Origin of the sequence: Acidovorax sp. 94, assembly GCF_003634645.1 — a bacterium.
In the GTDB taxonomy this organism is placed as follows: domain Bacteria; phylum Pseudomonadota; class Gammaproteobacteria; order Burkholderiales; family Burkholderiaceae_C; genus Acidovorax; species Acidovorax facilis.
Map to the genome: position 1 here is coordinate 4,873,811 of NZ_RBJA01000001.1, position 24,475 is coordinate 4,898,285.

The 24,475-nt window shown below is 65.2% G+C and carries 21 protein-coding genes, 1 tRNA gene and 1 other RNA gene; 3 read left to right on the forward strand and 20 right to left on the reverse strand.

Going from position 1 to position 24,475, the window contains the following annotated elements; all coding sequences use genetic code 11:
* Positions 1 to 7 precede the first annotated feature (7 nt).
* A complete protein-coding gene (locus C8C94_RS22470) occupies positions 8 to 1,087 on the reverse strand; it encodes a GlxA family transcriptional regulator (protein ID WP_121422285.1) in 1,080 nt (359 codons plus the stop codon).
* A gap of 126 nt (positions 1,088 to 1,213) precedes the next feature.
* Between C8C94_RS22470 and C8C94_RS22475 the strand changes: the two genes are divergently transcribed.
* Entirely contained in the window at positions 1,214 to 2,557 is a 1,344-nt protein-coding gene (locus tag C8C94_RS22475) for an amidohydrolase (protein WP_121422286.1), read from the forward strand.
* 30 nt (positions 2,558 to 2,587) lie between these two features.
* Here the strand turns inward: C8C94_RS22475 and C8C94_RS22480 are convergent, their stop codons facing one another.
* The 12 genes from C8C94_RS22480 to C8C94_RS22530 form a co-directional block, all read right to left on the reverse strand.
* Positions 2,588 to 3,130, reverse strand: a complete 543-nt coding sequence (locus C8C94_RS22480) for a VUT family protein (RefSeq protein ID WP_121422287.1) — start codon at positions 3,128 to 3,130, stop codon at positions 2,588 to 2,590.
* Positions 3,127 to 4,845, reverse strand: coding sequence for an NAD(P)/FAD-dependent oxidoreductase (locus C8C94_RS22485; RefSeq protein ID WP_121422288.1), 1,719 nt, complete (start codon positions 4,843 to 4,845; stop codon positions 3,127 to 3,129). The genes C8C94_RS22480 and C8C94_RS22485 overlap by 4 nt, the downstream gene beginning before the upstream one ends.
* Positions 4,846 to 5,022: 177 nt before the next feature.
* Positions 5,023 to 6,099 carry a lysylphosphatidylglycerol synthase domain-containing protein gene (locus C8C94_RS22490; RefSeq protein WP_121422289.1) on the reverse strand — a complete coding sequence of 359 codons (1,077 nt, stop codon included), beginning with the start codon at positions 6,097 to 6,099 and terminating at the stop codon, positions 5,023 to 5,025.
* Between the two features lie 21 nt (positions 6,100 to 6,120).
* Positions 6,121 to 7,359, reverse strand: a complete 1,239-nt coding sequence (gene clsB / locus C8C94_RS22495; protein WP_121422290.1) for a cardiolipin synthase ClsB — start codon at positions 7,357 to 7,359, stop codon at positions 6,121 to 6,123.
* Positions 7,356 to 8,129 (reverse strand): endonuclease/exonuclease/phosphatase family protein, encoded by a 774-nt coding sequence (locus tag C8C94_RS22500; RefSeq protein ID WP_121422291.1) that lies wholly within the window; start codon positions 8,127 to 8,129, stop codon positions 7,356 to 7,358. Before C8C94_RS22500 ends, clsB begins: the two co-directional genes overlap by 4 nt.
* Positions 8,130 to 8,347: 218 nt before the next feature.
* On the reverse strand, positions 8,348 to 9,265 hold the full coding sequence (gene cysK / locus C8C94_RS22505) for a cysteine synthase A (protein WP_055399638.1): 918 nt from the start codon (positions 9,263 to 9,265) through the stop codon (positions 8,348 to 8,350).
* 233 nt (positions 9,266 to 9,498) lie between these two features.
* Positions 9,499 to 10,557: an RNA 3'-terminal phosphate cyclase gene (gene rtcA, locus C8C94_RS22510; protein ID WP_121422292.1), complete on the reverse strand. Its 1,059-nt coding sequence runs from the start codon at positions 10,555 to 10,557 to the stop codon at positions 9,499 to 9,501.
* Positions 10,558 to 10,561: 4 nt separating this feature from the next.
* On the reverse strand, positions 10,562 to 11,197 hold the full coding sequence (locus C8C94_RS25510; RefSeq protein WP_147433294.1) for a hypothetical protein: 636 nt from the start codon (positions 11,195 to 11,197) through the stop codon (positions 10,562 to 10,564).
* A 3-nt stretch (positions 11,198 to 11,200) separates the two neighbouring features.
* Positions 11,201 to 12,427 carry an RtcB family protein gene (locus tag C8C94_RS22515; protein ID WP_121422293.1) on the reverse strand — a complete coding sequence of 409 codons (1,227 nt, stop codon included), beginning with the start codon at positions 12,425 to 12,427 and terminating at the stop codon, positions 11,201 to 11,203.
* 22 nt (positions 12,428 to 12,449) lie between these two features.
* On the reverse strand, positions 12,450 to 13,196 hold the full coding sequence (locus C8C94_RS22520; RefSeq protein WP_233573548.1) for a hypothetical protein: 747 nt from the start codon (positions 13,194 to 13,196) through the stop codon (positions 12,450 to 12,452).
* A gap of 24 nt (positions 13,197 to 13,220) precedes the next feature.
* Positions 13,221 to 14,360: a slipin family protein gene (locus C8C94_RS22525; protein WP_121423038.1), complete on the reverse strand. Its 1,140-nt coding sequence runs from the start codon at positions 14,358 to 14,360 to the stop codon at positions 13,221 to 13,223.
* A 313-nt stretch (positions 14,361 to 14,673) separates the two neighbouring features.
* Positions 14,674 to 14,737: transfer RNA gene (locus C8C94_RS22530), tRNA-OTHER, on the reverse strand.
* Positions 14,738 to 15,084: 347 nt separating this feature from the next.
* Here C8C94_RS22530 and rtcR point away from each other — a divergent pair.
* Positions 15,085 to 16,743 (forward strand): RNA repair transcriptional activator RtcR, encoded by a 1,659-nt coding sequence (gene rtcR / locus C8C94_RS22535; protein WP_121422294.1) that lies wholly within the window; start codon positions 15,085 to 15,087, stop codon positions 16,741 to 16,743.
* A 112-nt stretch (positions 16,744 to 16,855) separates the two neighbouring features.
* On the opposite strand, the gene C8C94_RS25515 is transcribed toward rtcR, so the two are convergent.
* Together C8C94_RS25515 and C8C94_RS22540 are read right to left on the reverse strand one after the other, a co-directional pair.
* Positions 16,856 to 17,152: a hypothetical protein gene (locus C8C94_RS25515; RefSeq protein ID WP_147433295.1), complete on the reverse strand. Its 297-nt coding sequence runs from the start codon at positions 17,150 to 17,152 to the stop codon at positions 16,856 to 16,858.
* A gap of 47 nt (positions 17,153 to 17,199) precedes the next feature.
* The gene (locus C8C94_RS22540; RefSeq protein ID WP_158603839.1) at positions 17,200 to 17,865 is read right to left on the reverse strand and encodes a peptidoglycan recognition family protein; all 666 of its coding nucleotides are present in this window, start codon (positions 17,863 to 17,865) and stop codon (positions 17,200 to 17,202) included.
* A gap of 296 nt (positions 17,866 to 18,161) precedes the next feature.
* Here C8C94_RS22540 and rnpB point away from each other — a divergent pair.
* Positions 18,162 to 18,501: RNase P RNA component class A (gene rnpB / locus C8C94_RS22545), an RNA gene on the forward strand.
* Between the two features lie 110 nt (positions 18,502 to 18,611).
* Here rnpB and C8C94_RS22550 read toward each other — a convergent pair.
* From C8C94_RS22550 to C8C94_RS22570, 5 genes are all read right to left on the reverse strand, one after another.
* Complete coding sequence (locus tag C8C94_RS22550) at positions 18,612 to 19,844, reverse strand: M48 family metallopeptidase (protein WP_121422296.1); 1,233 nt, start codon at positions 19,842 to 19,844, stop codon at positions 18,612 to 18,614.
* 2 nt (positions 19,845 to 19,846) lie between these two features.
* Positions 19,847 to 21,115, reverse strand: a complete 1,269-nt coding sequence (locus C8C94_RS22555; RefSeq protein WP_055399620.1) for a YjgN family protein — start codon at positions 21,113 to 21,115, stop codon at positions 19,847 to 19,849.
* A gap of 371 nt (positions 21,116 to 21,486) precedes the next feature.
* Positions 21,487 to 22,272: an rRNA pseudouridine synthase gene (locus C8C94_RS22560; RefSeq protein ID WP_121422298.1), complete on the reverse strand. Its 786-nt coding sequence runs from the start codon at positions 22,270 to 22,272 to the stop codon at positions 21,487 to 21,489.
* A gap of 158 nt (positions 22,273 to 22,430) precedes the next feature.
* Positions 22,431 to 24,104, reverse strand: coding sequence for an MBL fold metallo-hydrolase (locus C8C94_RS22565; RefSeq protein ID WP_121422299.1), 1,674 nt, complete (start codon positions 24,102 to 24,104; stop codon positions 22,431 to 22,433).
* A gap of 95 nt (positions 24,105 to 24,199) precedes the next feature.
* Positions 24,200 to 24,469 carry a hypothetical protein gene (locus C8C94_RS22570; protein ID WP_147433296.1) on the reverse strand — a complete coding sequence of 90 codons (270 nt, stop codon included), beginning with the start codon at positions 24,467 to 24,469 and terminating at the stop codon, positions 24,200 to 24,202.
* Positions 24,470 to 24,475 lie beyond the last annotated feature (6 nt).

Genomic DNA, 24,475 nt, shown 5'->3' on the forward strand with positions numbered 1-24,475 from the left:
TACCGCTCTACTTCACCTCCACCCGCCAGCGCCGCCGTGGCGCACGCAGCGCATGGCGCTTGCGGTACTCGGCCGGGGCCATGCCGGTGTAGCGCACAAAGATGCGCCGGAACGCAGCCGGGTCGGCGTAGCCGCAGGCCACGGCAATGCTGGGCACGCTTTCCAGCGTCACCTCCAGCATCACCCGGGCGCGCGCGCAGCGCAGGCCGTGCAGGTGGTCCAGCGGCGACTGCGACAGCTCTTGCTGAAAATGCCGCAGCAGGGTGCGTGTGCTCACCGATGCGGCCTCGGCCAGCCGGTCCAGCGAGTAAGGCTGGTCCAGGTGCGCCTCCATGAAGGCGATGGCGCGGGCCAGGGTGCTGTCACGCGTGGCGGGGATGTGCTGCTGTGCGTTGGCCTGCAGCGCCGCGCGGGCGCGCTGGTGGTCGGGGGCCATCACGGTCTCGCAGGCGGCGGCCAGCTCCGGCCCCAGCGCCTGGCGCACCAGGGCAATGGCCAGCAGGTTCACGTTGCTGGGCAGCGCGCAGCTCAGCCAGGGGCCATCGTCCGACAGGTCCTGGCCCAGGCTGTGGCCGATGCCCGGGAAGTCCCGTTCAAACCCCGCGATGTAGAACCAGGGCAGGCAGGCCTGGCGCCCATTCAGCCGCCCGCTTTGCGCCGCCAGCCAGGCGCCATTGCCCATGGTGAGCAGCTTTTGCCCTGCGTCCAGCGCAATGCCCAGCTGGCGTGACAGCGCCTGGTGGCGGGCTGCCACGGCACGGATGGCCGGGATGTCTGGCGCGTGGAACGAAGGGATGAACAGCGCCCGGGTGGGGGCCAGTGCCGCATCCTTGTCATCTGGCGCCGTGTAGGCTGCCAGGGGGCTCGGCAAGGGTGCCAGGGGCAGGCCCTCGGCGTCCAGCAGGCGCCAGGCAAGGCGGGGTGCTTGTGCACCCAGCCGCTGGCTGGCCAGCAGGTTGGCGCCGCGCAGCAGGTCGATGAGCTGCAGGGCACTGCCTGCGGCCGATTCGGGCAGCAGCGGGATGTCCACGCGGAACACCGGGGGCTTGGGCGGTGCCGAAGGCAAGGACGAAGGTGACGGTGGCATGGCGATATTGGCTCTGTGTATGGCGATTTTCGCTTGTCATGAAGGCAGCGTGCGCTTTTAGCATGAACGTGCTTTTCGCTTCCCCACCCAGGCCCTCGTGGCTGTTCACTCCCTACGGATCTGCCCATGCACAAACCCCTCTCTGCCATCGCACTTGCCGCCGGCCTCGTCGCCAGCGGGCTGACTTTTGTCTCTTCGGCCCAGGCCCAGGCGCTGGATGCCGCGGGCCTGCAGACCATCGACGCCGCCGTGAACGCCGTGGCGCCCAAGATGGTCAACTGGCGCCGCGACATCCATGCCCACCCCGAACTCTCGGGCCAGGAAGTGCGCACCGCCAAGCTCGTGGCCGAGCACCTCAAGAAGCTGGGCATGGAAGTGCAGACCGGCGTGGGCGGCACGGGCGTGGTGGGCACGCTCAAGGGCGGCCTGCCCGGCAAGGTGGTGGCCCTGCGCGCCGACATGGACGCACTGCCCGTGCTGGAGAACACTGGCCTGCCCTTTGCCAGCAAGGCCAAGGCCAACTACCTGGGCAAGGAAGTGCCCGTGATGCACGCCTGCGGCCACGACGCCCACACCGCCATGCTGATGGGCGCGGCCGAGGTGCTGGCGGGCATGAAGGCCCAGCTACCCGGCACGGTGAAGTTCATCTTCCAGCCCGCAGAAGAGGGCGCGCCGGTGGAGCCCGACGCCAATGGCAAGGTGCCCAGCTTCGGCGCCAAGGCCATGATCGAAGCCGGTGCGCTCAAGGATGTGCAGGCCATCTACGGCCTGCACATCACCTCCAACCTGCCCGGCGGCGTGGTGGGCTACCGCAGCGGCCCGCTGATGGCCGGGTCGGACAACATCACCATTCATGTGGAAGGGCGCGGTGGTCATGGCTCCTCACCCTGGGCCACCATCGACCCCATCGTGGCCGCCAGCCAGGTGGTGATGGGCCTGCAGACCGTGGTGAGCCGCCAGCTCAACATCAGCCAGGAACCGGCCGTGGTCACCATCGGCCAGATCCAGGGCGGCACCCGCTACAACATCATCCCCGACAAGGTGGAGATGATGGGCACGCTGCGCACGTTTGACGAAGACATGCGCCAGGAAGCACTCAAGCGCATCACCACCACGGCCGAGTCAATCGCTGCCGCCAGCGGCGCCAAGGCCAGCGTGCGTTTTGGCCCCGTGGCCTACCCCGTGACCACCAACCCAGCGCAACTCACGCAGGCGTCGCTGCCCGCGCTGAACCTGGCCATGGGCGGCAAGACCATGGTGATCCCCAAGGTGGCGGGCTCGGAGGACTTCTCGGAGTTCCAGAAGGTCGTGCCGGGCTTCTTCTACTTCCTGGGCGCACCGCCCAAGGGCAAGGAATTTGCCAAGGCGCCACCCAACCACTCCGCGCTGTTCGATATCGACGAGGACCAGCTGCCGACCGGCGCACGCAGCCTGGCCGCACTGGCCGTGGACTTCCTGCAGCGCAAGTAAGAAGCGAAAAGCAGAGGGGCGCCGCGCGGCTCAGGCCGTGCGGCGGGGCGAAGCCAGTCGGCTGCCGATGAGCAGGCGAAACGGCAGCAGCAGCGCCACGCCCAGCCCCAGCTTCACCGCGAGGTCACCCAGTGCCCAGGTGATCCACGGGTCGCTGGTGCCCCCAAACGCAATGCTCCAGAACACGGCGGTGTCCAGCACCGCTGCGAGCAGCGTGGCTACCAGCGGCGCGCGCCACCAGGTGCCATGGCGCAGACGGTCAAACACGCTGATGTCCAGCCACTGCGAGAGCAAAAACGCCGAGCCCGACGCGATGGCAATGCGCACCGGCGCCAGCACCAGCGAGGCCGCAACGGCCACCGCAAACCCCACCCACGCCACCCGCCGCGCCTGCTGCGGGCCGTGGGCGCGGTTGACCAGCTCGCTTACCAGAAAGGCCACCGGGTAAGTGATGGCACCCCAGGTGAGCCAGTCATTGAGGGGGAACTGGACCAGGATGTTGGACGCCAGCACCACGGCGGCCATGGCCAGGGCCGCTGCTGCGAACTGCAGCGGGGTGGGCGCACGCATCATGTGGCGGCACCGAGTAGGCTGCGCGCTACGGCTTCGCCGACCTTGATGCCATCCACGCCCGCCGACAGAATGCCGCCCGCGTAGCTGGCGCCTTCGCCCGCCGGGTACAGGCCCGGCGTGTTCAGGCTTTGCAGGTTCTCGCCACGCCCGATCTTCAGGGGCGATGAGGTGCGCGTCTCCACGCCCGTCAGCACCGCGTCGTGCATGTCAAAGCCCTTGATCTTGCGGCCGAACACGGGCAGCGCCTCGCGCAGCGCCGCGATCGCGTAGCCGGGCAGGGCGGCGTGCAGGTCGGTGAGAAGCACGCCGGGCTTGTACGAGGGCTCCACTTCACCCAGCTGCGTAGATGGCTTGCCCGCGATGAACTCCCCCACCAGCTGGCCCGGCGCGCTGTAGTCACGGCCGCCCAGCACAAACGCATTCGATTCCAGCTGGCGCTGCAGCACGCTGCCCGACAGCGGGTGGAACTGCCCGGCGGGCAGGGCTTCCACGCCATAGGTCTGGCCCAGGTGGGTCTCAAATGCCTGCGCGTCCTGCGGGTAGTCGCGTGGGTCGATGCCCACCACCATGCCCGCGTTGGCATTGCGCTCGTTGCGCGAATACTGGCTCATGCCGTTGGTCACCACGCGGTTGGGCTCGCTGGTAGCGGCCACCACGGTGCCACCGGGGCACATGCAGAAGCTGTACACCGCGCGCCCGTTGGCGGCGTGGTGCACCAGCTTGTAGTCGGCCGCGCCCAGCAGCGGGTGGCCCGCGTGGCGGCCCCAGCGGGCGCGGTCGATCACCCCCTGCGGGTGCTCGATGCGGAAACCGATGGAAAACGGCTTGGCCTCCATGGCCACGCCGCGCTGGTACAGCATGGCAAAGGTGTCGCGCGAGCTGTGGCCCAGCGCCATCACCACGTGGTCGGCACGCAGCTCGGTGGTCTCGCCCGTGGCCTGGTTCAGCACCTTCAGGCCGCGCAGGTGGCGGGCTTCACCGGTGCCTTCGATGATCACGTCCGTCACGCGCTGCTCAAAGCGGATCTCGCCGCCCAGCGCAATGATCTGCTCGCGCAGGTTCTCCACCACCTTTACCAGCTTGAAGGTGCCGATGTGCGGGTGGGCCACGTACAGGATCTCTTCGGGCGCACCGGCTTTGACGAACTCGTTCATCACCTTGCGGCCCAGGTGGCGCGGGTCTTTGATCTGGCTGTAGAGCTTGCCGTCGCTGAAAGTGCCTGCGCCGCCTTCGCCAAACTGCACGTTGCTTTCGGCATGCAGCTCGCGTTTGCGCCACAGGCCCCAGGTGTCTTTGGTGCGCTCGCGCACGGTCTTGCCGCGCTCCAGCACGATGGGCTTGAAGCCCATTTGCGCCAGCACCAGTGCCGCAAAGATGCCGCAGGGGCCAAAGCCCACTACCACGGGGCGCAGCGGCAGGTTGGCAGGCGCCTGGCCCACTGGGTGCCAGGCCATGTCGGGCGTGGGCTGGATGTGCGGGTTGCCTGCGAACTGCGCCAGCAATGCGGCCTCGCGCGCTGGCTGAGCCAGCGTGATGTCCACGATGTACACCGCCAGCAGGTCCACCTTGCGCGCATCAAAGCTGCGCTTGAAGACGTGCAGGTGGGCGATGTCGGCATCGGCGATGCCCAGGATTTGCGAGGCAGCGGCGCGCAGGGGCGCCTCGGGGGCTTCGGCCACGGTGAAGGGCAGCCGGATTTCGGAGAGTCGGATCATGTTCTTGCGGGCCCGTGTCGATCGGGCGGGTTGCAATGGCGTGGGGCCGCGATGATACGGGGTGCTCGCCACCCACGGAAGCCCTGGCGTGCAGGGGGCGTGGAGCCGTGTGCCTAAAAAACTATCAAATCAATAGCTGTTCGCGCTTGATGGATAAGCGATAGAGGCACTTTTGAATCATATTTTTCGAGCTGTTGGAACTTCATCATCGCTGCCCGACTGTTGGCGCCAGCGCAGCTCTGCCACACCAAAGGCTATGGCCGCCAGCACCAGTGGCCCAAAGTAATACAGCGCCCGGTAGGCCAGCAGGGCCGCCAGCACTTCTTCCTGCCCCAGCGCCTGGGTGGCCAGCAGCGCCACGCCCACGGCCTCCAGCACACCCAGGCCCGCAGGCACGCGCAGCACCAGCCCGGCCACCGCCCCCAGCAACACGGTGGCCAGCGCGGCGGGGTAGCTCACCTGGTGTTGCAGCACCGTCCACAGCGCGGCGCCCATCAGCATCCAGTTAGCGGCCGACACGGCCACCTGCCACAGCGCCACGGGCCAGCCGGGCAGCGGGAACGCGTGGCCTCTCAGCGTGAGGGCGCGGCCACTGCGCAGGGCACACAGCGCCACATAGGCCAGTGGCAGCAATCCCAACACGGTGCCGCCAAGACGCCACTGCCAGGACTCTACAGCCCACCCGGCCACCGCAGGCGGCTGCCACGTCCACGCCAGCACGCCAGCCAGCAACAGGTAACCCACCCAGTTCGTCACGATGCTGGTGCCCACCACCTGACCGATCGTGCCGGGGTCCACGCCACGCCGGTCGTACAGTCGGTAGCGCACGCCCACGCCGCCAATCAGCGAGCCCAGGTTGAGCGTGAACGGGTAGCTCGTCATGGCGATGGCCAGCGTGGTGGTGCGCGCCAAGCGGTGGCCGCTGCAATGGCGGCCCACCCAGTCAAAGCTGCCATAGGTGAAGTGGCTCAGCAGCGCCAGCGCGCCACCCACGGCCAGCGCGGTGGTGGGCAGGTCGCGCAGCGCCTGCAGCACGGCGGGCCAGTCTACGGTGCGCGCCTGCCGAAAGATCAGCCCGGCCACCACCGCAAAAAAAGCGGCAGCGAACCCCCGGGTGGCCCACGGCCACCAGGCCTGCTGCGGCCAGTGGCGCCAGCCGCGTGGGCTGCTACTGGTGCTGCTGCTGGGGGCAGGTGATGCCATGGCGTCGGCGGCGCCCGTCTGGGTGTCCGCGGGCAGTGTGGAGGTGGCCATGGCGGGGGCTCCGGGGCGCCGTCAGGTGGCCGCGCTGCTGGCGGGCTCGGCCGACGACGTGCCCGGGCTGGCCAGCGTGATCGTGGGCTCATGGTGGGGCAGCCAGCCCGCCCACGCCGGGAACCAGCGCATCAGGTGGTACACCGCATAGCTGCGCAGCAGACGCAGTCCATTCCAATGGCTGGGCGCTGCAGCTTCGATCTGCTTGCAACTGGTGTCCATCAGGTGCGACAGGCGGCGGTGCAGGTGGGCGTTGAAGTCGCGGTCCTGGATGATCACGTTGGCCTCCAGGTTCAGCGACAGGCTCAACGGGTCGAGGTTGCTGGAGCCCACGGTGGACCAGTCCTCATCCACCAGCGCAACCTTGCCGTGCAGCGGGCGGTCGCAGTATTCGTACACCCGCACGCCCGCGCGTTGCAGGTGGTCGTACAGCAGGCTGGCTGCCGTCTTCACGATGGGCATGTCGGGCTGGCCTTGCAGGATCAGCCGCACGTCCACGCCCCGCTTTGCGGCCCGCCGCATCTCGCGGATGAAGCGGTAGCCCGGGAAGAAGTAGGCATTGGCAATCACCACTCGGCTGCGCGCGGCGCGCAGGGCCACGCGGTACTGGCGCTCGATGTCGTTGGTGTGCTGCTGGTTGTCGCGCGTCACAAACATGGCGTTGGCTGTGCCTGCGTGGGGGCGGCCGGTAATGTCTGTGGCGTGGGGACGTTGGTGCGCGCTGCGGTCCAGCACCGCCTCGCGCGTGAAGCGGTGCATCTGCGCCACAACCGGGCCGCGTACCTGCACGGCGTAGTCCTGCTTGGCCTCGGGGCCGAAGTCGGCCATGTGGTCGGCTGAATAGTTGATGCCGCCGATAAAACCCAGCTGGCCGTCCACCACCACGATCTTGCGGTGCATGCGACGCAGCACGTTCAGCCGCTGCCCGAGAAAGCGGCGGCCCGGGTCAAAGATGCGAAAGCGCACACCGGCCTCAACCAAGCTGCCCACAAATGTGTCGGACAGGTCGGGCGAGCCAAAGCCATCCACCAGCACATGCACCTCGACACCGCGCTTGGCTGCGGCCAGCAGGGCGGCATGCAGTTCCTGCCCGATCTTGTCCTCGAACAGGATGAAGGTTTCCAGCATCACCTCGCGCCGGGCCTGGGCAATGGCGTTGAACACACGCGGGAAGAACTCCTCGCCGTTTTCCAGCAACTCGAAGTGGTTGCCCGGAACCCAGCGGGATGAGCGTGGCAGGCTGAAAGCAGGGCGCTTCATAGCAGGATCTCCGCCGCCAAAGGCGCATGGTCCGAGAGCTTGTCCCAGGGTTTTTTGGGCAGTGACAGCGGCGCATGCACAGCGGCGTTGCGCACGTAGATGCGGTCCAGCGCCAGCAGCGGCATGGAGGCTGGAAACGTGCGCACCGCACGGCCAAAGGCCTGCACAAACACCTCTTGCAGGCCCGCTTCGCGGTGCAGGATGTCGTGCGCGCGGTTGCGCCAGTCGTTGAAATCCCCCGCCAGCACCACGGGCTCGTTGGCTGGGAAGCTGCGCAGCAGATCGCACACACGCAGCAGCTGCCGCTGTCGATGGGATTCCTGCAGGCCCAGGTGCACGCAGACCGCATGCACCGGCAGGTGGTGGCCCGGCGGCTGCAACACGCAATGCAGCATGCCACGCCGCTCAGGCCCGCTGATGGAGATATCGTGGTTCTCGTAGTGCGTGATCGGAAACTTGGACAACAGCGCATTGCCGTGGTCGCCGTTGTCATACACCGCGTTGCGCCCGTAGGCGTATTGCGACCAGATGGTGTCCGCCAGAAACTCGTAGTGCGGCACTTGCGGAAAGTTGGAGAACCGGCTGGCATGGCGGTGGTGCGTGCCCAGCACCTCCTGCAGAAACACCAGATCGGCTGCCACATCCCGCACGGCATCCCGCAGCTCATGCAGCATGAAACGCCGGTTGAAGGTGGTAAAGCCCTTGTGCACGTTCACGGTGAGCACCTTGAACGCGATGGGCTGGGGATCGGTAGCGGCGGTGGTGGCCATGGGCAGTCAAACAATCTTTGGAGTGGGTCCCCCGCGAAGCCGCCGCGGTGTGCGCAATGGCCACCAGGGGCAGGCCGAGGGATGACTCGATTGTTTGGGCTGCACTGCCTTGCCGCTGTAGGACGGCTGGCCGTGGTTTTGTGCTGCTGGGGACGAAAAAAATGGGGCCTGATAGCCCCATTTCGTTCTGCAAAGTGCTGCCCTGGCGGCAGCGGCGCTTACGCCGGCAGGAACCCTTCGACCGACAGGTAGCGCTCGCCCGTGTCGTAGTTGAAGCCCAGCACCTTGGCGCCCGCAGGCAGCTCGGGCAGCTTTTGTGCAATGGCAGCCAGCGTGGCGCCCGACGAAATACCCACCAGGATGCCCTCTTCGCGCGCAGAGCGGCGTGCGTATTCACGGGCCGGTTCGGCATCGACCTGGATCACACCGTCGAGCAGGCTGGTGTCCAGGTTCTTGGGGATGAACCCCGCGCCAATGCCCTGGATGGGGTGGGGCGACGGTGCGCCCCCCGAGATCACGGGCGATGCCGTGGGCTCCACCGCAAACACCTTGAGGTTGGGAAACTTGGCTTTGAGCACCCGTGCCACGCCGGTGATGTGGCCGCCCGTGCCCACGCCGGTGATCAGCACGTCGATGCCATCGGGGAAGTCCGCCAGGATCTCCTGCGCCGTGGTGCGCACATGCACATCGATGTTGGCGGGGTTCTCGAACTGCTGGGGAACCCACGCGCCGGGTGTCTGCGCCTGCAGTTCTTGTGCGCGGGCAATCGCGCCCTTCATCCCCTTTTCGCGTGGGGTCAGGTCAAACTGCGCGCCATAGGCCAGCATCAGGCGGCGGCGCTCGATGCTCATGCTGTCGGGCATCACCAGAATCAGCTTGTAGCCCTTGACGGCCGCCACCAGCGCCAGGCCGATGCCGGTGTTGCCGCTGGTGGGCTCGATGATGGTGCCGCCTGGCTGCAGGGCGCCGGACTTTTCAGCGTCTTCCACCATCGACAGTGCGATGCGATCCTTGATGGAGCCGCCAGGGTTGCTGCGCTCGGACTTCACCCACACGTTGGCCGCCGGGCCAAACAGGCGGTTGATGCGCACGTGGGGCGTGTTGCCGATGGTTTGCAGAATGTTGTCAACTTTCATGGCGTCTCCTGTGAGTGGCAAAGAAGGGGGTTGATGCAATCCAGCCCTTCAGAACAAATCCGTTCGGGCTGAGCCTGTCGAAGCCGGCGCGCGACGGCGGGCTCCTCCACAAACTCGGGCGAACGGGTTCGCGGGCTGGCATGGCGGTACCACGCGCATTCTGAACCAGTTGTTCTACTGCCTGGGTGATATGGATATACCCAAGGTATCTCTCAAAGCCGATACAGACCGGCTTACAGCAGCGGGCTGATCTCCACCAGCATGGCTTTGTCCACCGGCGTGATTTGCACCCGCACCGGCAGCCCCCGCGCAATCGTCTGTGCGTTGGTCGCAGTGTGCTGCGTCACCTCGGTACAGGTATAGCGCGCGGCCCGCCCGCTGCGCCACACCGCCAGGGCCAGCGGCAGCATCCACTGGTCGGCCAGGTGCGGACCTAAGGCACCCGCGCTGCGCTGGTAGTCGCGCACCTCATCCACCAGCCGCTTGGCAACCTGCTCGGCCGACAGGCTGCGCTCGCCCAACTGGCAGAACACCTCGGTGATGTGCTCGTACTCCAGCGTGGCGATCAACGCGTTGCCCGGGCCCTCGTTCTGGCGCGTTGGGGGTTGGCGCAGTCGGCCGGATTCAAAGGTCCAGCCCATGCGCTGCCCCAGCGCGTCCAGCTCCCGCGTGGCAATGTTGCGCGCCAGGCCCGGCACCAGTGCCTCGCCCCACGCGTCTTGCAGCGGGCCGCGCTCCAGCACATCCACGGGCGTCAACGGCAGCGCTGCGGGCGTGATGTGTGCCAGTACCTCGCCGCCCCCGGCAGGGTAAAAGCCGCGCCGCTGCATTTGCAGATCCAGGCCCACGCCCAGCCGCCGCACCAGCGGTGCAAACGCCCGCTCCAGAAAATCAAACGGCGGCGCCATCGGGTTGTGCGTGCCGCCCGAGAGCTGCACGCGGCTTTCGCCATCGGCCAGCATCAACGCCGGCAGCACGGTCTGCAGCACCAGCAGGCAACTGCCCGCCGTGGCGATCTGAAAGCGGTAGTCGCCGGCGCGCACGGCACCGGGTGTAAACAACAAGGTTTGCGACCCCAGCTCGGCTCCCTCGGCCTGTCCGCCACACACAGCCACCGCCGCCTGCACGCAGGCCAGGTGCTGACGCATCAGGCCGGGTTTGGGGCGCCCGGCGCGGATGCGGGTGATGTGCAGCGGCCGGCCAGTGACCGTGGAAAGGGCCAGGCCGGTGCGAAGGATCTGGCCGCCGCCTTCGCCGGTGGAGCCGTCTAGACTCAAAATAAATTTGTCCATGTACCTAGTGTCCAGAGGACTTGGTATCAGCTTCGGCCGCGGCAAGATTTGAAAGAGCGCTATCGAGCTTTTGGAGATGCTCTTTCAGCAAGGACCGAGAGTGCTCTGCCTCGTCGCTCCACCACCATGGGAAAGACTGACTGTCACTCAGCGCTTTGACTGTAGTTGCTGCACTCTGGACCACGCAAATAACGTGCTCCTTGGAGACCAAGTGATGATTTGCTTGAAAGTGGATAAAGCTATTTCGCAGCTGATTCAACGCACCTATCCAATGATCTACTTCCTCGGTCAAGACTACGGTAAGGCTTTCATCGTGGTTTGCCTTTGCAGTTCTCTTAACGTCTGCGTAAAGCTCCATAAAGTAGTTCAAACGCACCTCCGGGTACTCACGGTTTAGTGTCTCGTCAGCTCGTTGCTCATCATGAGCTTTTAGCCAAGCCTTTGCATCTCTCTCGCGCCATGACGCTATCCCGTTGCCTTGGTTTAAGTAGCAGGACATAGCACCTTGTGCGGCGGAATGCGCTGCTGTCACGAACCATTTCGGTGAGCAGGCGATCCGATTCAGCCGCTCTGCTTGTTCCGCAGTCTGGGCTGTTGAGTCAATGACGTCATCCAGCATGCTTAGTTCGTAGTAGTTCATCGGTCACCCCTTCACACACACAACCTGCTTGAGCGTGTACACCACCTCCACCAGGTCTTCCTGCGCCGCCATCACCGCGTCGATGTTCTTGTATGCCATCGGAATCTCGTCGATCACGTCGGCATCCTTGCGACATTCCACGCCCTCGGTGGCGGCAATCTGGTCGGCCACGGTGTACATCTTCTTGGCCTTGGTACGGCTCATGGTGCGGCCAGCGCCGTGGCTGCAGCTGTTGAAGCTCTCGGGGTTGCCTTTTCCGCGCACGATGAAGCTCTTGGCCCCCATGCTCCCCGGGATGATCCCCAGCTTGCCTTGCTCGGCACTCACCGCGCCCTTGCGGGTCACGAAGACCTCTTGGCCGAAGTGCGTCTCACGCTGCACGTAGTTGTGGTGGCAGTTCACCGCTTCCACATGCGTTTCGAACGGCTTGGTGATCACCTTGCGCAGCGCGGCAATCACGCGGCCCATCATCACTTCGCGGTTGGCGGCAGCAAACTTTTGCGCCCACCCCACGGCCTTCACGTAGTCGCCGAAATACTGTGCGCCTTCCTCGAAGTAGGCCAGGTCTTTGTCCGGCAGGTTGCGTTGGTTCATCTCGGCGTCCTTCTTGGCCAGCTCGATGAAGTGGGTGCCGATGGCGTTACCCACCCCACGCGAGCCCGAGTGCAGCATCACCCACACGGACTGGTGTTCGTCCAGGCAGATTTCGATGAAGTGGTTACCCGTTCCCAGCGTCCCCAGGTGCTTGTAGTTGTTGGTGTTCTTGATGCGTGGGTGCGCTTCGCAGATTTCCTCGAACTCGTCCACCAGCCCCGCCCAGGCGCGGTCGGTTTCGGCGGGCGGGGTATCCCAGCTGCCTTTGTCGCGGCCCATGCGTTTGGGCGTCATCCCCACCGGCACGGCGCGTTCGATGGCGGCGCGCACGCCGGACAGGTTGTCGGGCAGGTCGCTGGCCGTCAGCGTGGTCTTGCACGCCATCATTCCGCACCCCAGGTCCACCCCCACCGCAGCGGGAATGATGGCCTTGAGGGTAGGCACCACCGAGCCGATGGTGGCGCCAATCCCCAGGTGCACATCGGGCATCACCGCCACGTGCTTGAACACGATGGGCAGGCGCGCGATGTTGCGCAGCTGGTTTCGGGCTTCTTCTTCCACGGGCACGCCGTTGGTCCACATCTTCACGGGCACGCCGTTCGGCACTTCGTATTGTTCGTAATTGTTGTTGTTCATATTGTTCTTTCGTCTTTGTTGTTCATTGAACCATTCCACGGGCTGCGGCCTGGGCATAGGTTTTCAGTTCGTCGTCGTTCTTCACCTGGCGGATAAAGGCCTCCATGTGTGCCTGCAATTCCTTGGGCCGGTTCAGGTAGTTGCCTTCGTGGCCGATGCCGTGCAATGCCGATACCTGCGCTTCGCGGAACGGCATGGCCAGCATCTCGCAGAACACCCGCCACATCGCGTCCTGCCACTCGGGGCTGTGCTTGGCGTTCCAGAACGTGGGCCACACGTCAAACCACATGTAGCTCACGAAGTAGAGGCGGTCGCTTCTGCTCCCGATCGTGCTCGGCTCGGCAGCGCTCAGGCGCGGGCCAAGGCAGTCGCGCCACAGGGTGGGTAGTGCCCGCACCATGCGCATCGCGTCGTCCAGCGGCACGGTGGGGTCGTTCACCATGTGCGGGATGTCGCCCGCGTTGTTGCTCATCACATGGTTCAGGCCCATTCCGACCTGATCGTCGCTGTACGGCGCCAGGTCGTTTCCTGCGTTGGCGAACAGCACGGTCTGGATGTGTGTCCATTGCAGCGGCGTGGCTTCGAACTCGGGCTCGTCGATATCCCAGTACCACTCTTGCCCGCCTTTTTCAGGCACGGGGCGGTCGAACAGGTAGCGCAAGGCTGCGTGGTAGACCGCCGAGTCCAGCCCTACGGACTCGCAACTCACTGAGATGGTTTCCCGGCCCAGGCGCCTTTCACGCGCTGTCAGTTTCTTCACTTTCATCATGGTCGTCTCTTTGTCTGTGGATGCTCAGCGCATCTTCACCAAGCCATTGAGCACCTGGTCCAGTCCACCAAACACCGATATCTTGTCGATGCGCTCGGCCACGCGTTCCAGCGTCTCCAGCTCCTTCATGCGCAGGGCGACGGGGTTGTCCTCCATCACCTTTGCCGTGTTGAGCAGCGAGCGCGTAGCGGCAGTCTCTTCGCGGCGGCGGATCACGTTGGCCTGGGCCTGTTTCTCCGCCTGCACCACCTGGGTCAGGATGGTTTTCATCTCGCCGGGCAGCACGATGTCCTTCACGCCCACGCTTTCCAGCTGCATGCCGTAGAGCGATAGCTTGGCGGCCATGTGCGCGGTCACCACGTCGTCGATCACCGTCTTGTTCTCCAGCAGCTCATCGAGCGTGCGGGTGCCCACGGCGGCGCGCAGCGCAAACTGCAGCTCGCGATACAGGTGATCGGCAGGCTTTTGCAACTGGGCAAAGGCGCGCAGCACATCGGTGTAGCGGAAGGTGGCAGACAGGTTCAGCCGCAGGCTCACCTTGTCACGGGTCATGATGTCTTGGCCTGATACCTCCACGGCTTGCAGGCGCAGGTCCACCAGCTCCACGGCGATGGTGCGGCCGTACTTCCAGAACGCGTAGGCGCCTGCGGGCAGCAGTCGATCCACCTTGCCGTCGATGGTGAGCAGCGCGCACTGGCCCTCGGGCACCTGCACCTGCAGCACGCCGGTCAATCCGGTCACGCTGCGCTGGCGCAGCTGGGTCTGGGTGAGGCGCGCCACCAGGGTAGCGGGCAGCTCGGGGCCAGCGTCGAGGTCGATCACCTGCACGTTCACCTCCACCAGGCCTTTCCAATAGAGGCGACGGGTGCCAGGGGGCAGCACTTCGACCAGCACACCGTTTTCGCTGCGCAGGCCCACTTGCTGCTCCGACAGGTTCACTTGCACGAACTCGGCAGCCACCACGGCAGACTCCTGCGCCATCAGGTAGTCGGCCAGGCCGTGGGTGAACGCAGGTTGTTCGAGGGCGAAGGTCTCTACGCGCAGTTGGTCCATGCCGGCAAACAGCCAGTAGGTGCCGCTTTGGAGCACGCGGTCAAAGCTGCCGTTGCGCAGCAGCAGGGCGCGTTCGTTTTTCTTCACGGTCACTCGTTGGATCAGCTTCATCATTTTTCTTCTCCTCGTTCTTTCGTTGTCGTTACTTCGTCGTTGTCGTCATGGCAATCAGGGTGCCGTTACAGCGATGGCGGGGGGTCAGCGGGCACAGCCAGGGCCTTGCAGTGCGCCGTGGTTGCTGCCCTGCAAGCAGGGCGGCAGCGTGGCTGGCTGCGGGCGCGGGCGGTGCCGGGTGCTGGCACAAACCGCCACCGGCTGACGGGGTCTTGCCTTGCGGTTGCGTCCAAAAACGCAACCCTGGGGCGACTCCCCGCGTTCGGCGGGTGGTCTTTCGACCGTTTCAAAGTTCCAGCCTTTCGGCCGGATGAATGGGCAGGAGTCGAACCTGCTACAGACCTCTTGCGAGGTTGCTCTACCAATGAGCTACCAATGGAGGCACGCCTGGAGTCGAACCAGACACCCCTTGCGGGATGGCTACCACTGCCGTGCCGTTACCCAGCATTTGCGATGTGCGGCATGCGGGGAATCGACAGGGCCTTGAGAGCCCGGATTCCCTGCACCGGCGGGGCGAACGTTGGTCCTAACCCCGGCCTGTGAGCGGTTACCGCTTGCGCTGGATGTCTTATCTATTGCCAGATGCGTGCCAGCCTGTGTTTTGTGATGCAAACTTTTTCAAGCTGTTGATTTGTAATGAAAAATTCTCGAAGGCGTTGGATGGGCTCTACGTGATAATTTGAATTAACTAGAATTGAAGCTATCAAAATAGATAAATGGAATGCGCAAAAACAAAGTCGTGATCGGTTTCCTGGGCACACAGCTCGACTCCGGCAGAGGCGCAGGGCGGTGGGAGAAGTGGCGCCCCACGGTGTCGCTGGTCCAGCATGAGGACGTGGTGATCGAGCGGCTGGAGCTGCTCTACACGCCCCCGCACCACGACCTGGCGCAACAGGTGTGCAAAGACATCGAAACCGCATCGCCCGAAACCACGGTGAACCTCGTGCCTTTGCCCATCGCCGACCCGTGGGACTTTGGCGAGGTGTATGCCAAGCTGTTTGACTGGACCCAGACCTACCGCTTTGACACCGAGCGCGAGGAGTACTGGACGCACATCACCACCGGCACCCACGTGGCGCAGATCTGCCTGTTTCTGTTGGTGGAGTCGCGCCGCATTCCGGGCGTGCTGGCGCAGACCTCACCGCCCAAGCGCCAGCAGATGGGCGACCCGGGCAGCTACGCGCTGATTGATCTGGACCTCTCGCGCTACGACGTGATCGCGCAGCGCTTTGGCGCCGAGCAGCAGGACGCGGTGCAGTTCCTCAAAAGCGGTATTGCCACGCGCAACGCGCGCTTCAACGCGCTGATCGACGAGGTGGAGCGCGTGGCGGTGCGCTCGCGCGCGCCCATCCTGTTCACCGGGCCCACAGGCGCGGGCAAGTCGCACCTGGCGCGGCGCATGTTCGAGCTGAAAAAGTCGCGCCACCAGGTGGAGGGCGAGTTCGTGGAGGTGAACTGCGCCACGCTGCATGGCGACGGCGCGGCATCCACGCTGTTCGGCCACAAAAAGGGCGCTTTCACGGGCGCGGCAGCCGACCGTGCGGGGTTGCTGCGCACGGCGCACAAGGGCGTGCTGTTCCTCGACGAGATCGGCGAACTGGGCCTGGACGAGCAGGCCATGCTGCTCAAGGCTGTGGAAGAAAAACGCTTCTACCCCCTGGGCAGCGACCGCGAGGTGGCCAGCGACTTCGAGCTGATCGCCGGCACCAACCGCGACCTGCGCACCGAGGTGGCAGAAGGACGCTTTCGCGAAGACCTGTATGCGCGCATCAACCTCTGGAGCTATGTGCTGCCCGGCCTGGCGCAGCGGCCTGAAGACATCGAACCTAATGTGGACCACCAGCTGGCCCGCGCAGGTGCCGAGCTGGGACGCAGCGTGCGCTTTTCCAACGAGGCGCGCGTGGCTTACCTGCGCTATGCCCAGTCGCCCGAGGCGCTGTGGACCGGCAACTTCCGCGACCTTTCGGCCAGCGTGACGCGCCTGGCCACGCTGGCCGACAGTGGCCGCATTGGCCTGCCCCTGGTCGAGGCCGAAATGGCCCGCCTGCGCTGGCTGTGGCAGCCCGCCAGCGACGCGCGCAACGGTTTGGCGTCCACGCCCGGCGCGTTGGGCCGTGACGATCTTGCGGACCTGTTGGGTGAGGAAGCGGTGGGAACCATGGACCTGTTTGATCAGCTGCAACTGGCGGCGGTACTGCAGGTGTGCAGCAACGCCCGCACCCTGTCGGACGCTGGGCGGCAACTGTTCCAGGCCTCGCGCACGCAACGCACGGTGGTCAACGACGCGGACCGGCTGCGCAAGTACCTGGCGCGGTTTGGGCTGGACTGGGAGCGGTTGACTACGGCGTCGTTCCCGTCATGGTTGGGACGATGCCATTAGACACAATGCGTGGTTCCGCTCGGTGTTTGCAGCGCAAGCCTCGGCCTTCACCCTGCGATGGCTGGCGGGGCAGCGCCCAGCCGCGCAGCAGGGCGGTGATGCGGGAAACGTCTCACTGCTCGCGCGCGAAATGGTGAGTCTGGCCATCTGTCCAGGTGATGATTCCTGTTCCCAGCAGGTCGAGCTGCCAGCGAAGTTGGCGTTCGCCCCGAGCGTTTACTGCGAACCCTTCCGCGTAGCAGCCAGACCAGTCACGTTGCGCGAACCCTTCTTCCGGGACGCGCTTGGCTTCGTGCAGAAAGTACGTCCTTAGTTCGGCTTCACTGAAGCGCGGTGCATCGCAGCGGTTACGTGTGCCTTCTTTGACGGCGAAACTCTGTACCCAATGAAGGTTGGATGGCTGTGCCACTGCGGACCCGCAGGCCCAACAAGACAAGAGGGTGATCAGCGCCACCCTCATTGGAACACCAGGCTCTTGGCCTCATCGGCCTGTTTGTAAGAGATGTCGGAGTGACGGTAAACGTCCGTTTGCAAGTCCAGCCCGTAGTGGCTACCCAATGCCTGCGTCAGCCATTTCAGCGATTCGGTCTGCTCTGCCGTGGGGCGCTCGAACAGTTTTGTCTTTGGGTCGAATTTGGCTACCACTTCAATGGCCACGGAGTCACCGTTGGTTGGATATCGATCGGGGTAGGCCTTGGCCTGCTCCCGGGTGTTGAGCGCTTTGACTTTGGCGCCGTAGCTTGCAGACGAGTTCATGAGCGTGTCGATCGCCGTTTTCTCTTCTTTGCTGCAGGTTCGGCTGTCATCGCATCGGGAGCGGATTTTCCCGACGCTGTAGACGCTCTGGTCCAGTCGCGCAGTTTGGTAAATGGTGCCGTCTTTTTCGATGTAGAAGTGCGCGCCGATCCCGTCGGTCTTGGCGTGTTCTAGATTCATGGTGCTGCTGTCGGTTTGGTGCAGCACGATGGCATCGACCCTGGTCATGGCGCCGTGTTCCAGTGCCGCAACGCGTTTATCGACTACGCGTGGGTCGACGATAAAGCCGTCCTTGATGATCAAATCTTCATTGACCCCGTGGCCACCCGGAACTCCTCCCGCATGGGTCGTTGCAGTCACGTTCATTGGCATTCCTCCTGATGTTGCTGTGGTGTCCGAAACAGGTCTGAGTGTCCCCATGGAGGACCCACGGCGCCATATGTGTGATTACCAGTGGGGCGGTGTTTATGGTTTCATCCTGTAAATAGACATTGCACGGCCTGTCACGATCTAGGACTCGCTGTCAATGGATGCAATGTTTGTGCACGCAAAGCGCGGAACGCGACTCAGGCGGGCGCACCCGATGGATTTTTGAGGGAAGTGCAGCTGGCCGATGTGGTGCAGCGCGCAGTGGCCAGGGGCGATGCGATAATCGCCAGCGTGAAGCGCGCCAGACCGCCGCTGGTGCAATCTGGGAAACCAGGCACTGGAGGAACGTCCGGACTGCACAGGACAGCGTAGCAGCTAACGGCTGCCCACCGTGAGGTGAGGATCAGAGCAACAGAGACGAGTCCCGGGGGAGTGCCGCAAGGCAAACCACCGGGGGTGAAACGGGCAATCTCTACGCGCAGCAATACCAAGTAGGCCAACGTTGATGTGGTTCCGCAGAGTTGGCGGGTAGGTAGCACCGAGCCGTGGTGGCGACACCCGGCCCAGATTAATGGCGGTCACACTGCGGGCAACCGTGGTGCACAGAATCCGGCTTATCGGCGCGCTTCACACTTTATTTCCCATCCCCGGTTTCCCCACCGCGGTTCCCAGGCCCTTCGCGCCTCAAGCTCTGCCAATGGCGGGAATAAGCCAGCCTTGCCCAGCAAGGGGCGAGGGCTGGCTCAGTTTTTCGTGCAATGGGGCGCATGCCCCTTTTCCAGCTCCGTGGCCCGCTCCACGGTGTCGGGATGGCTGCTGAGCAGCGACCAGACAGGGTGCGACGCCATCTCTTCGGCCGTCTTGCGCTGGCGCGAGCGTTCGGGGCTGCTGGCGCCGGGCTTGGCCGTGGGTGCGGCTGCCTGGTTCTGGCCTGCGTTCTCTTCTTCTTTCTTCTTGTTTTCTTCTTCTTCCTCTTCGTCGTGGGCAATGGCCAGCAGCAGCTTGCCCATGGGCGCCGTGGGCAAGGCCGTGTGGTTCATGAGGGCGATGGCGTAGCAGTCGGCTTCGCGTTCGTGGCTGCGGCTGTAGGCCAGGCCGGTGAGCACCGATGCGCCTGTGGACACCACCGTCGACACGTCCCCGAGCGCCAGGCCCAGGCCCATGTTGAGCACGCCTTGTTCCACCACCATGCGCGTGGTGTGGCGGTACACCACATGGCCGATCTCGTGGGCCAGCACGCCCACCAGGGCGTCGTCGGGCAGGCCCTGGTCGGTGGCTGTTTTCACGATGCCGTCGGTCATCACGATCTTGCCGCCGGGCAGGGCAAACGCATTGGCGCCCATGCCTGATCGGAACTCCAGCGACAGCGGCGGACGGTAGTCGGGGTAGCGGTGCATGGTTGTGGGCGTCTGCTGCACCAGGGCGTCAAAGCGGGCCTTGAGCTGCTCCTGCCGCTCCTTGGGGAGCTTGCTGGGCTTCAAGGTGCCGTCGTCCATCTGCTTGAGCACGTTCTCGGCCACGCTGGTTTCCCAGCCCAGGGGCACAAAGCGGGTGAGCTGTGTGGCTGCCCAGGGCGTGCCATAGCGGTAGAACAGCGTGAGGCCGATGACGGCGGCGGCTGTCACACCCAGCAGCACGGGCCAGCGGGTCTGCATGCGCTGGGCCAGGCCGGGGCGTTCGCCAGCGGCTGCGAGGGCGGCACGCCAGTCGCTCACGGCATCGATCTCCAGGCTGCCGTGGTCCCGCAGGTCCACGACCACCCGGGGCTGGGGCTTGTGTTCGTTCCAGGCCTCTGGCCAGCCCACGTCCTTCCAAGCGAACACGACCGGCTCGGCGCCCGGCTGTGAGAGCGGGTGGAGCACCAGCGACGGGCCCTGCGGCGTGGGCCGCAGGCTCCCCATCACGGGGCGGGCTCTGCTGCTCTGGCCGTCGAACCAGCGTCCTTGGAGCAGGTCTGTGTTCACGGGGGCGGGCATGCTCAACCGATGAGGTCCAGGCCAGCCGCATCGGCCAGCGCATCGCCCAGGCCGCCCTGTTGCTGGCGCACCATGGCGCCCGCCACCTGTTCCACGCCGCCCTTGACGTGCAGGGTGACGGATTCGCATTTCATGCGGTATTCACTCACCCGCGCAAACGGGCGGTAGAGGCCGAGCGTGAGCAGGGTGAGCAGCATGTTCTTGATGCGCAGCCCCACGTAGCTGCTGCTCTTGAGATGGCACTTGAACCGTGCCACATGGCTCACGCCGATGTTGTTCCACATGAGCTGGAACATGCGCGCCTCCCGGTAGGCGCGGGCGGGGGCCGAAGCCAAGATCAGCATGAAGATGCCCGCGATGATGGACACGATGATCACCAGAATCATCCACAGGCCCATGCGGCTGCTCTGACCGGCGAACAGGGCGATGGAGCTGCCCGCCAGCACGCCAATCAACACCGAGAACCCCACCACGGTCAGCACGAAAACGGCTACCGTGGCCAGCCACACCTTGACGAAATCCATGTACACCGGCTTCCAGCGGCCTTTTTCGGCGCCTACCTGGGCCTTGAGCACCAGCAGGCTCTTGTAGTTGTATTCCAGGCGGATGAAGCACAGCACGGTCAGCACCAGGCCCAGCAGCAGCAGGGCGCCCATGGCCGGGGTGAACGAAGGCATCTTGGGGTTGGCGGCTTCGTCCTCCACCTCCTGCAAGACGTCGGCCAGTTCGGGCGAGAGGATCTGCATGCCAAAAAACACGCCAAACCACACCAATGCCAGCGCAAACAGGGGCCAGCTCGCGAGGTAGACCTCTTTCCAGTGGGCGGTGAACTGCAGGCGCAGGCCGCGCCAGCGCGTGGCGCCCAGCCGAAAGCGCATGGCACTGCCCCAGATCAGCGGCGAGAGCACGGCGCCCGTCAGCAGCAAGACGCCCACGGCAGCATCCTGCCCCGTGTTGGCCGCGATGTTGTAGGCCAGGGTGATGAGCATCAGCAGCACAAAGCCCATCACCATCTTGCGCTGCTGCGCGGTGAATTCGAGGGGGCTGCCTGCCACCAGCGTGTGGCTGTAGAAATACTGCGCGGTGCGGCGCCGGGCCCAGGGGGTGTAGATGCCCAGCGTGACGATGGACAGCAGCACGTTGACGATCCACACCCGAAAGTATTCGCCCCCGCTGCCCGTGAACTCCATCGGGTGTGCATCGATGTTCTGCGGCATGAACGTAGACATCGGCCCCGCAGCGCTGTCTCTGTCTGATGAAACTTGGCTCATGAACTCCCTCCTGTTTGCCGCGCAGTGTAGCAGCGGTCAGTGGAAGAAAAATTTATGCCAAATTGGCCTCTGGCGCTTTTCCAACAAGCGCTGGAAGCTATGAATTTGATAGCTGCGAACTTGTCGCTTGGAAGCTGGGCTTACCGTTCGGGCCGAGCATGTCCAAGCTTGGCGCCGTGCTTCGACAAGCTCAGCGTGAACGGTTTGGGTTGGTCTGATACCGAACCCGTCGGCAGGGTCGCCAAGCGGACGGTCGCACCGACGTAGCCACGGGGCGCGCGGCCAGACCAGTGCCACCGTGGAACTGGCTTTGCCAGGCCACCGGTGGCGTCCCCCCGGGGGGGACGGCGCCGAAGGCGACTCAGGGGGATTCAAAATCTTTCCCAAGGCTGCAAATACCGCCACTGCCCTTCAGGCACCTTCGCCAGCGGCACGCGGCCGATGCGGATGCGCTTCAAGGCCACCACGGCCAGGCCCACGGCCTCGCACATGGCCGGGATCTGGCCGGGGCGGATGCCCTTGAGGGCAAAGCGCAGCTTTGTCTCGTTTTGCCAGCTCACCTTGATGGGCGGCAGCGGGCGGCCGTTGAACGAGAGGCCGTGGCACAGGCGCTGCAGCCCGTTCGGTGCAATGTCGCCTTTCACCTCCACGATGCACTCCTGCTCCAGCGACTCGATGTCTTCCGCCAGCTTGCGCGCGATGCGCTTGTCCTGCGTATAGACCACCAAGCCACTGGCCTCGGTGGGCAGCGGGGTGAAACATTCCAGCTGCTTGAAGTGGCGCTGCAGCACGCGGATGCCTGAGGCGTCCTCAGGCAGGTGGGTTGCCGGGCTCAGCAGTGTGGTGGCCGCAGTGGCGCCCTGGCTGCGGCTGGCATGGGCCGCCTGCCCGGCGGGCAGACCCAGGCCCGCTTCAAACCCCACTGGCTTGTGTAGCAGCAAGGTCACCGGGGTCAACTCCAGCAGGCTGGCGTCTGGCGCCACCGTCACGGCCTGGTCGGGGCGCACGCGTGCGCCGGGGGCTTCCACCACCTGGCCGTCCACGCTCACAAAGCCGCCTTCGACGAACTGCTCGGCCGTGCTGCGCGAGCAGTTCAGTTGGTCGGCCACACGCTTGGCCAGGCGGATGTGGGAGGGGTCGGGGTTCTTGTCATTCATGGGTTGGGGCGGCTTTCTTTGTTGGATGGATTGTGTGGGCACGCCTCTTGTTGTTCGTGGCGCGTGCAGTGGGCGCTCTCTCCGCCAGGGACGCCAAGCAAGGGCCGCCCCGCAGCGAGGGCGTCGTCCCCCGGATGGGGGAAGGCGCCGCAGGCGACTCAGGGGGCGAGCATTCTTATTCGCTCCACATGCGCCAGGAGCGAGCGCTGCGCAACGGGCCACATGCGCGGCGGCACGTCGGCGTAGGCGTGCCGCACCCAGTCTTCCATGCTGCCCTGGGGCAGCGCCTGCATGGCGGCCAGCACCTTGGCCTCGCGTGCCAGGCGGTGGGCCTTGAGCTTGGCGATGGCGCCACGGGCATCGCCCAGAACATAACCGTGCGCAGGCAGGATGAACTCCACGCCATGCTCGGCGCACAGGGCGTCGAGCTTGTCCAGCGAATCGAGGTAGTCGGCCATGTTGCCGTCGGGTGGGTCCACCACCGTGGTGCTGCCGTTCAGGATGTGGTCACCGCTGAACAGCAGGGCGTCTTCCACCAGCAGCAGGCACAGGTGGTTGGCGGCGTGGCCCGGGGTGTGGATGACCTGCAAAGTATGGGTAATATTGCCCTCTGGCGCTTGTCCATCAAGCGCGAGTAGCTCATTATTTTGTAGCGATCTGTCGGGTGTAAATGTGCTGGCCGTGCGCGCGGTGGGCGCCGAGGGCAGGCCCAGGATGGGTGGCCGGGCTTTGCCCGCCTGCACACACAGTGCCTGCAGCGGCGCGGCGCCCGGCGAGTGGTCGGGGTGCGAATGGGTGCACACGATCATGCGGATGTCACCGCCCGCCGCGCGCCAGAGCTTGTCCAGGTGTTCGGGGTCTGCCGGGCCGGGGTCGATGGCGATGTAGCCCGTGGCGGGGTCGCCCACCAGGTAGCTGTTGGTGCCGGGGCCGGTCATCACGCCGGGGTTGGGGGCGGTCAACCGCTGTACGTTGCGCAGCAGCGGCACGGGGCGCTCGGTTTGCCAGTCCAGCGGGTGCACGATCTGGCCGTCGGGGCACACCAGGGCCAGTTCGCCGTAGGGCATGTCGCTTTCCATGTACCGCGCTTCCTTGCCCGCCAGCGTGCCCGCGCGCGGGCAGCTGGTCCACAGGGGCAACTCGTGGGCCAGTGCATCAAACACGGCCTGGGTGGTGGCAAACGTGGCCAGCCGCTGCAGCGTGCGGATGGTCGGAAAGATCATGAAGAACTGCCCCGCCTCATGCCGCGCCAGCGCATCGGCCGGGCGCACCCAGACGGGCTCGAACTGCTCGGCCTCGTCCGCCACAGGCTCCTGGCCCTCGGGCATGCGGGCGACGAGAAATGGCACGTCGAAGCGGCGCGGCAGGTCGCGGTCGGTGATCCAGTGGGCCAGCATGAAAACGCTGTCGGCCGCCAGCCGCAGGCCGCGCGCGGTGCATTGCGCCACAAAGGGCTGGTGGCGGTCGATGGCGGCGATGTCCTGCGCATCGGCCATCAACCCCTTGCGGGGGCCGTCGGCATGGCGAGCCAGCAACACACCCAGTTCTTCAAAACTCTCGCGGATGGCGGCGATGGCCTGGGTGAGGTGCAGGTCGCTTTGCGTGGGGCGGCGGTCGGCGGCGGTGTGCGACTGCGCATCCAGCGCATCGATGCCCCCGCCCGGGAACACATAGGCGCCTGGTGCAAAGCTGGCCTTGTCGGAGCGCCGGGTCATGAGGACTTCGATGCCTCCCGCATGGCCGGGTGCATCGCGCAGCAGCAGCACAGTGGCGGCCAGGCGGGTGGCTACAGGTTCGCGGTAGGGGTGCAGTTGTTGGCTGGTGCGGGGCATCGGGCCATTATCGAGGGGAGGCGCGCCGTGTGCACACCTCCCACTTCGTTACGGCCCATGGGCCGTGCTACGGTGGGCGTGCTGGGATCGACCACTCAGCGCATCGCCCGCAACTGCTGCAGGCGCAGCAGCACCGCATCAATGACGGCGTTGGCGCCTTCCACGTCGCAGCTCCAAAGCATCTCCAGCAGCTCGATCAACGCGATGGCGTTGGTCTCCTGCAGTGCCGCCTGGGCAGCTGCCTGAAGGTTGTGCGCGCCCAGATCGTCCAGAACGTTGACGGTTAATCCCATGAGGTACTCCCTGTTTTTTTTAAGGAGGTCCATCGTAGGTGCGCGGCGGCCGTGCGGCAGGCTGGCGGGCATGATCAA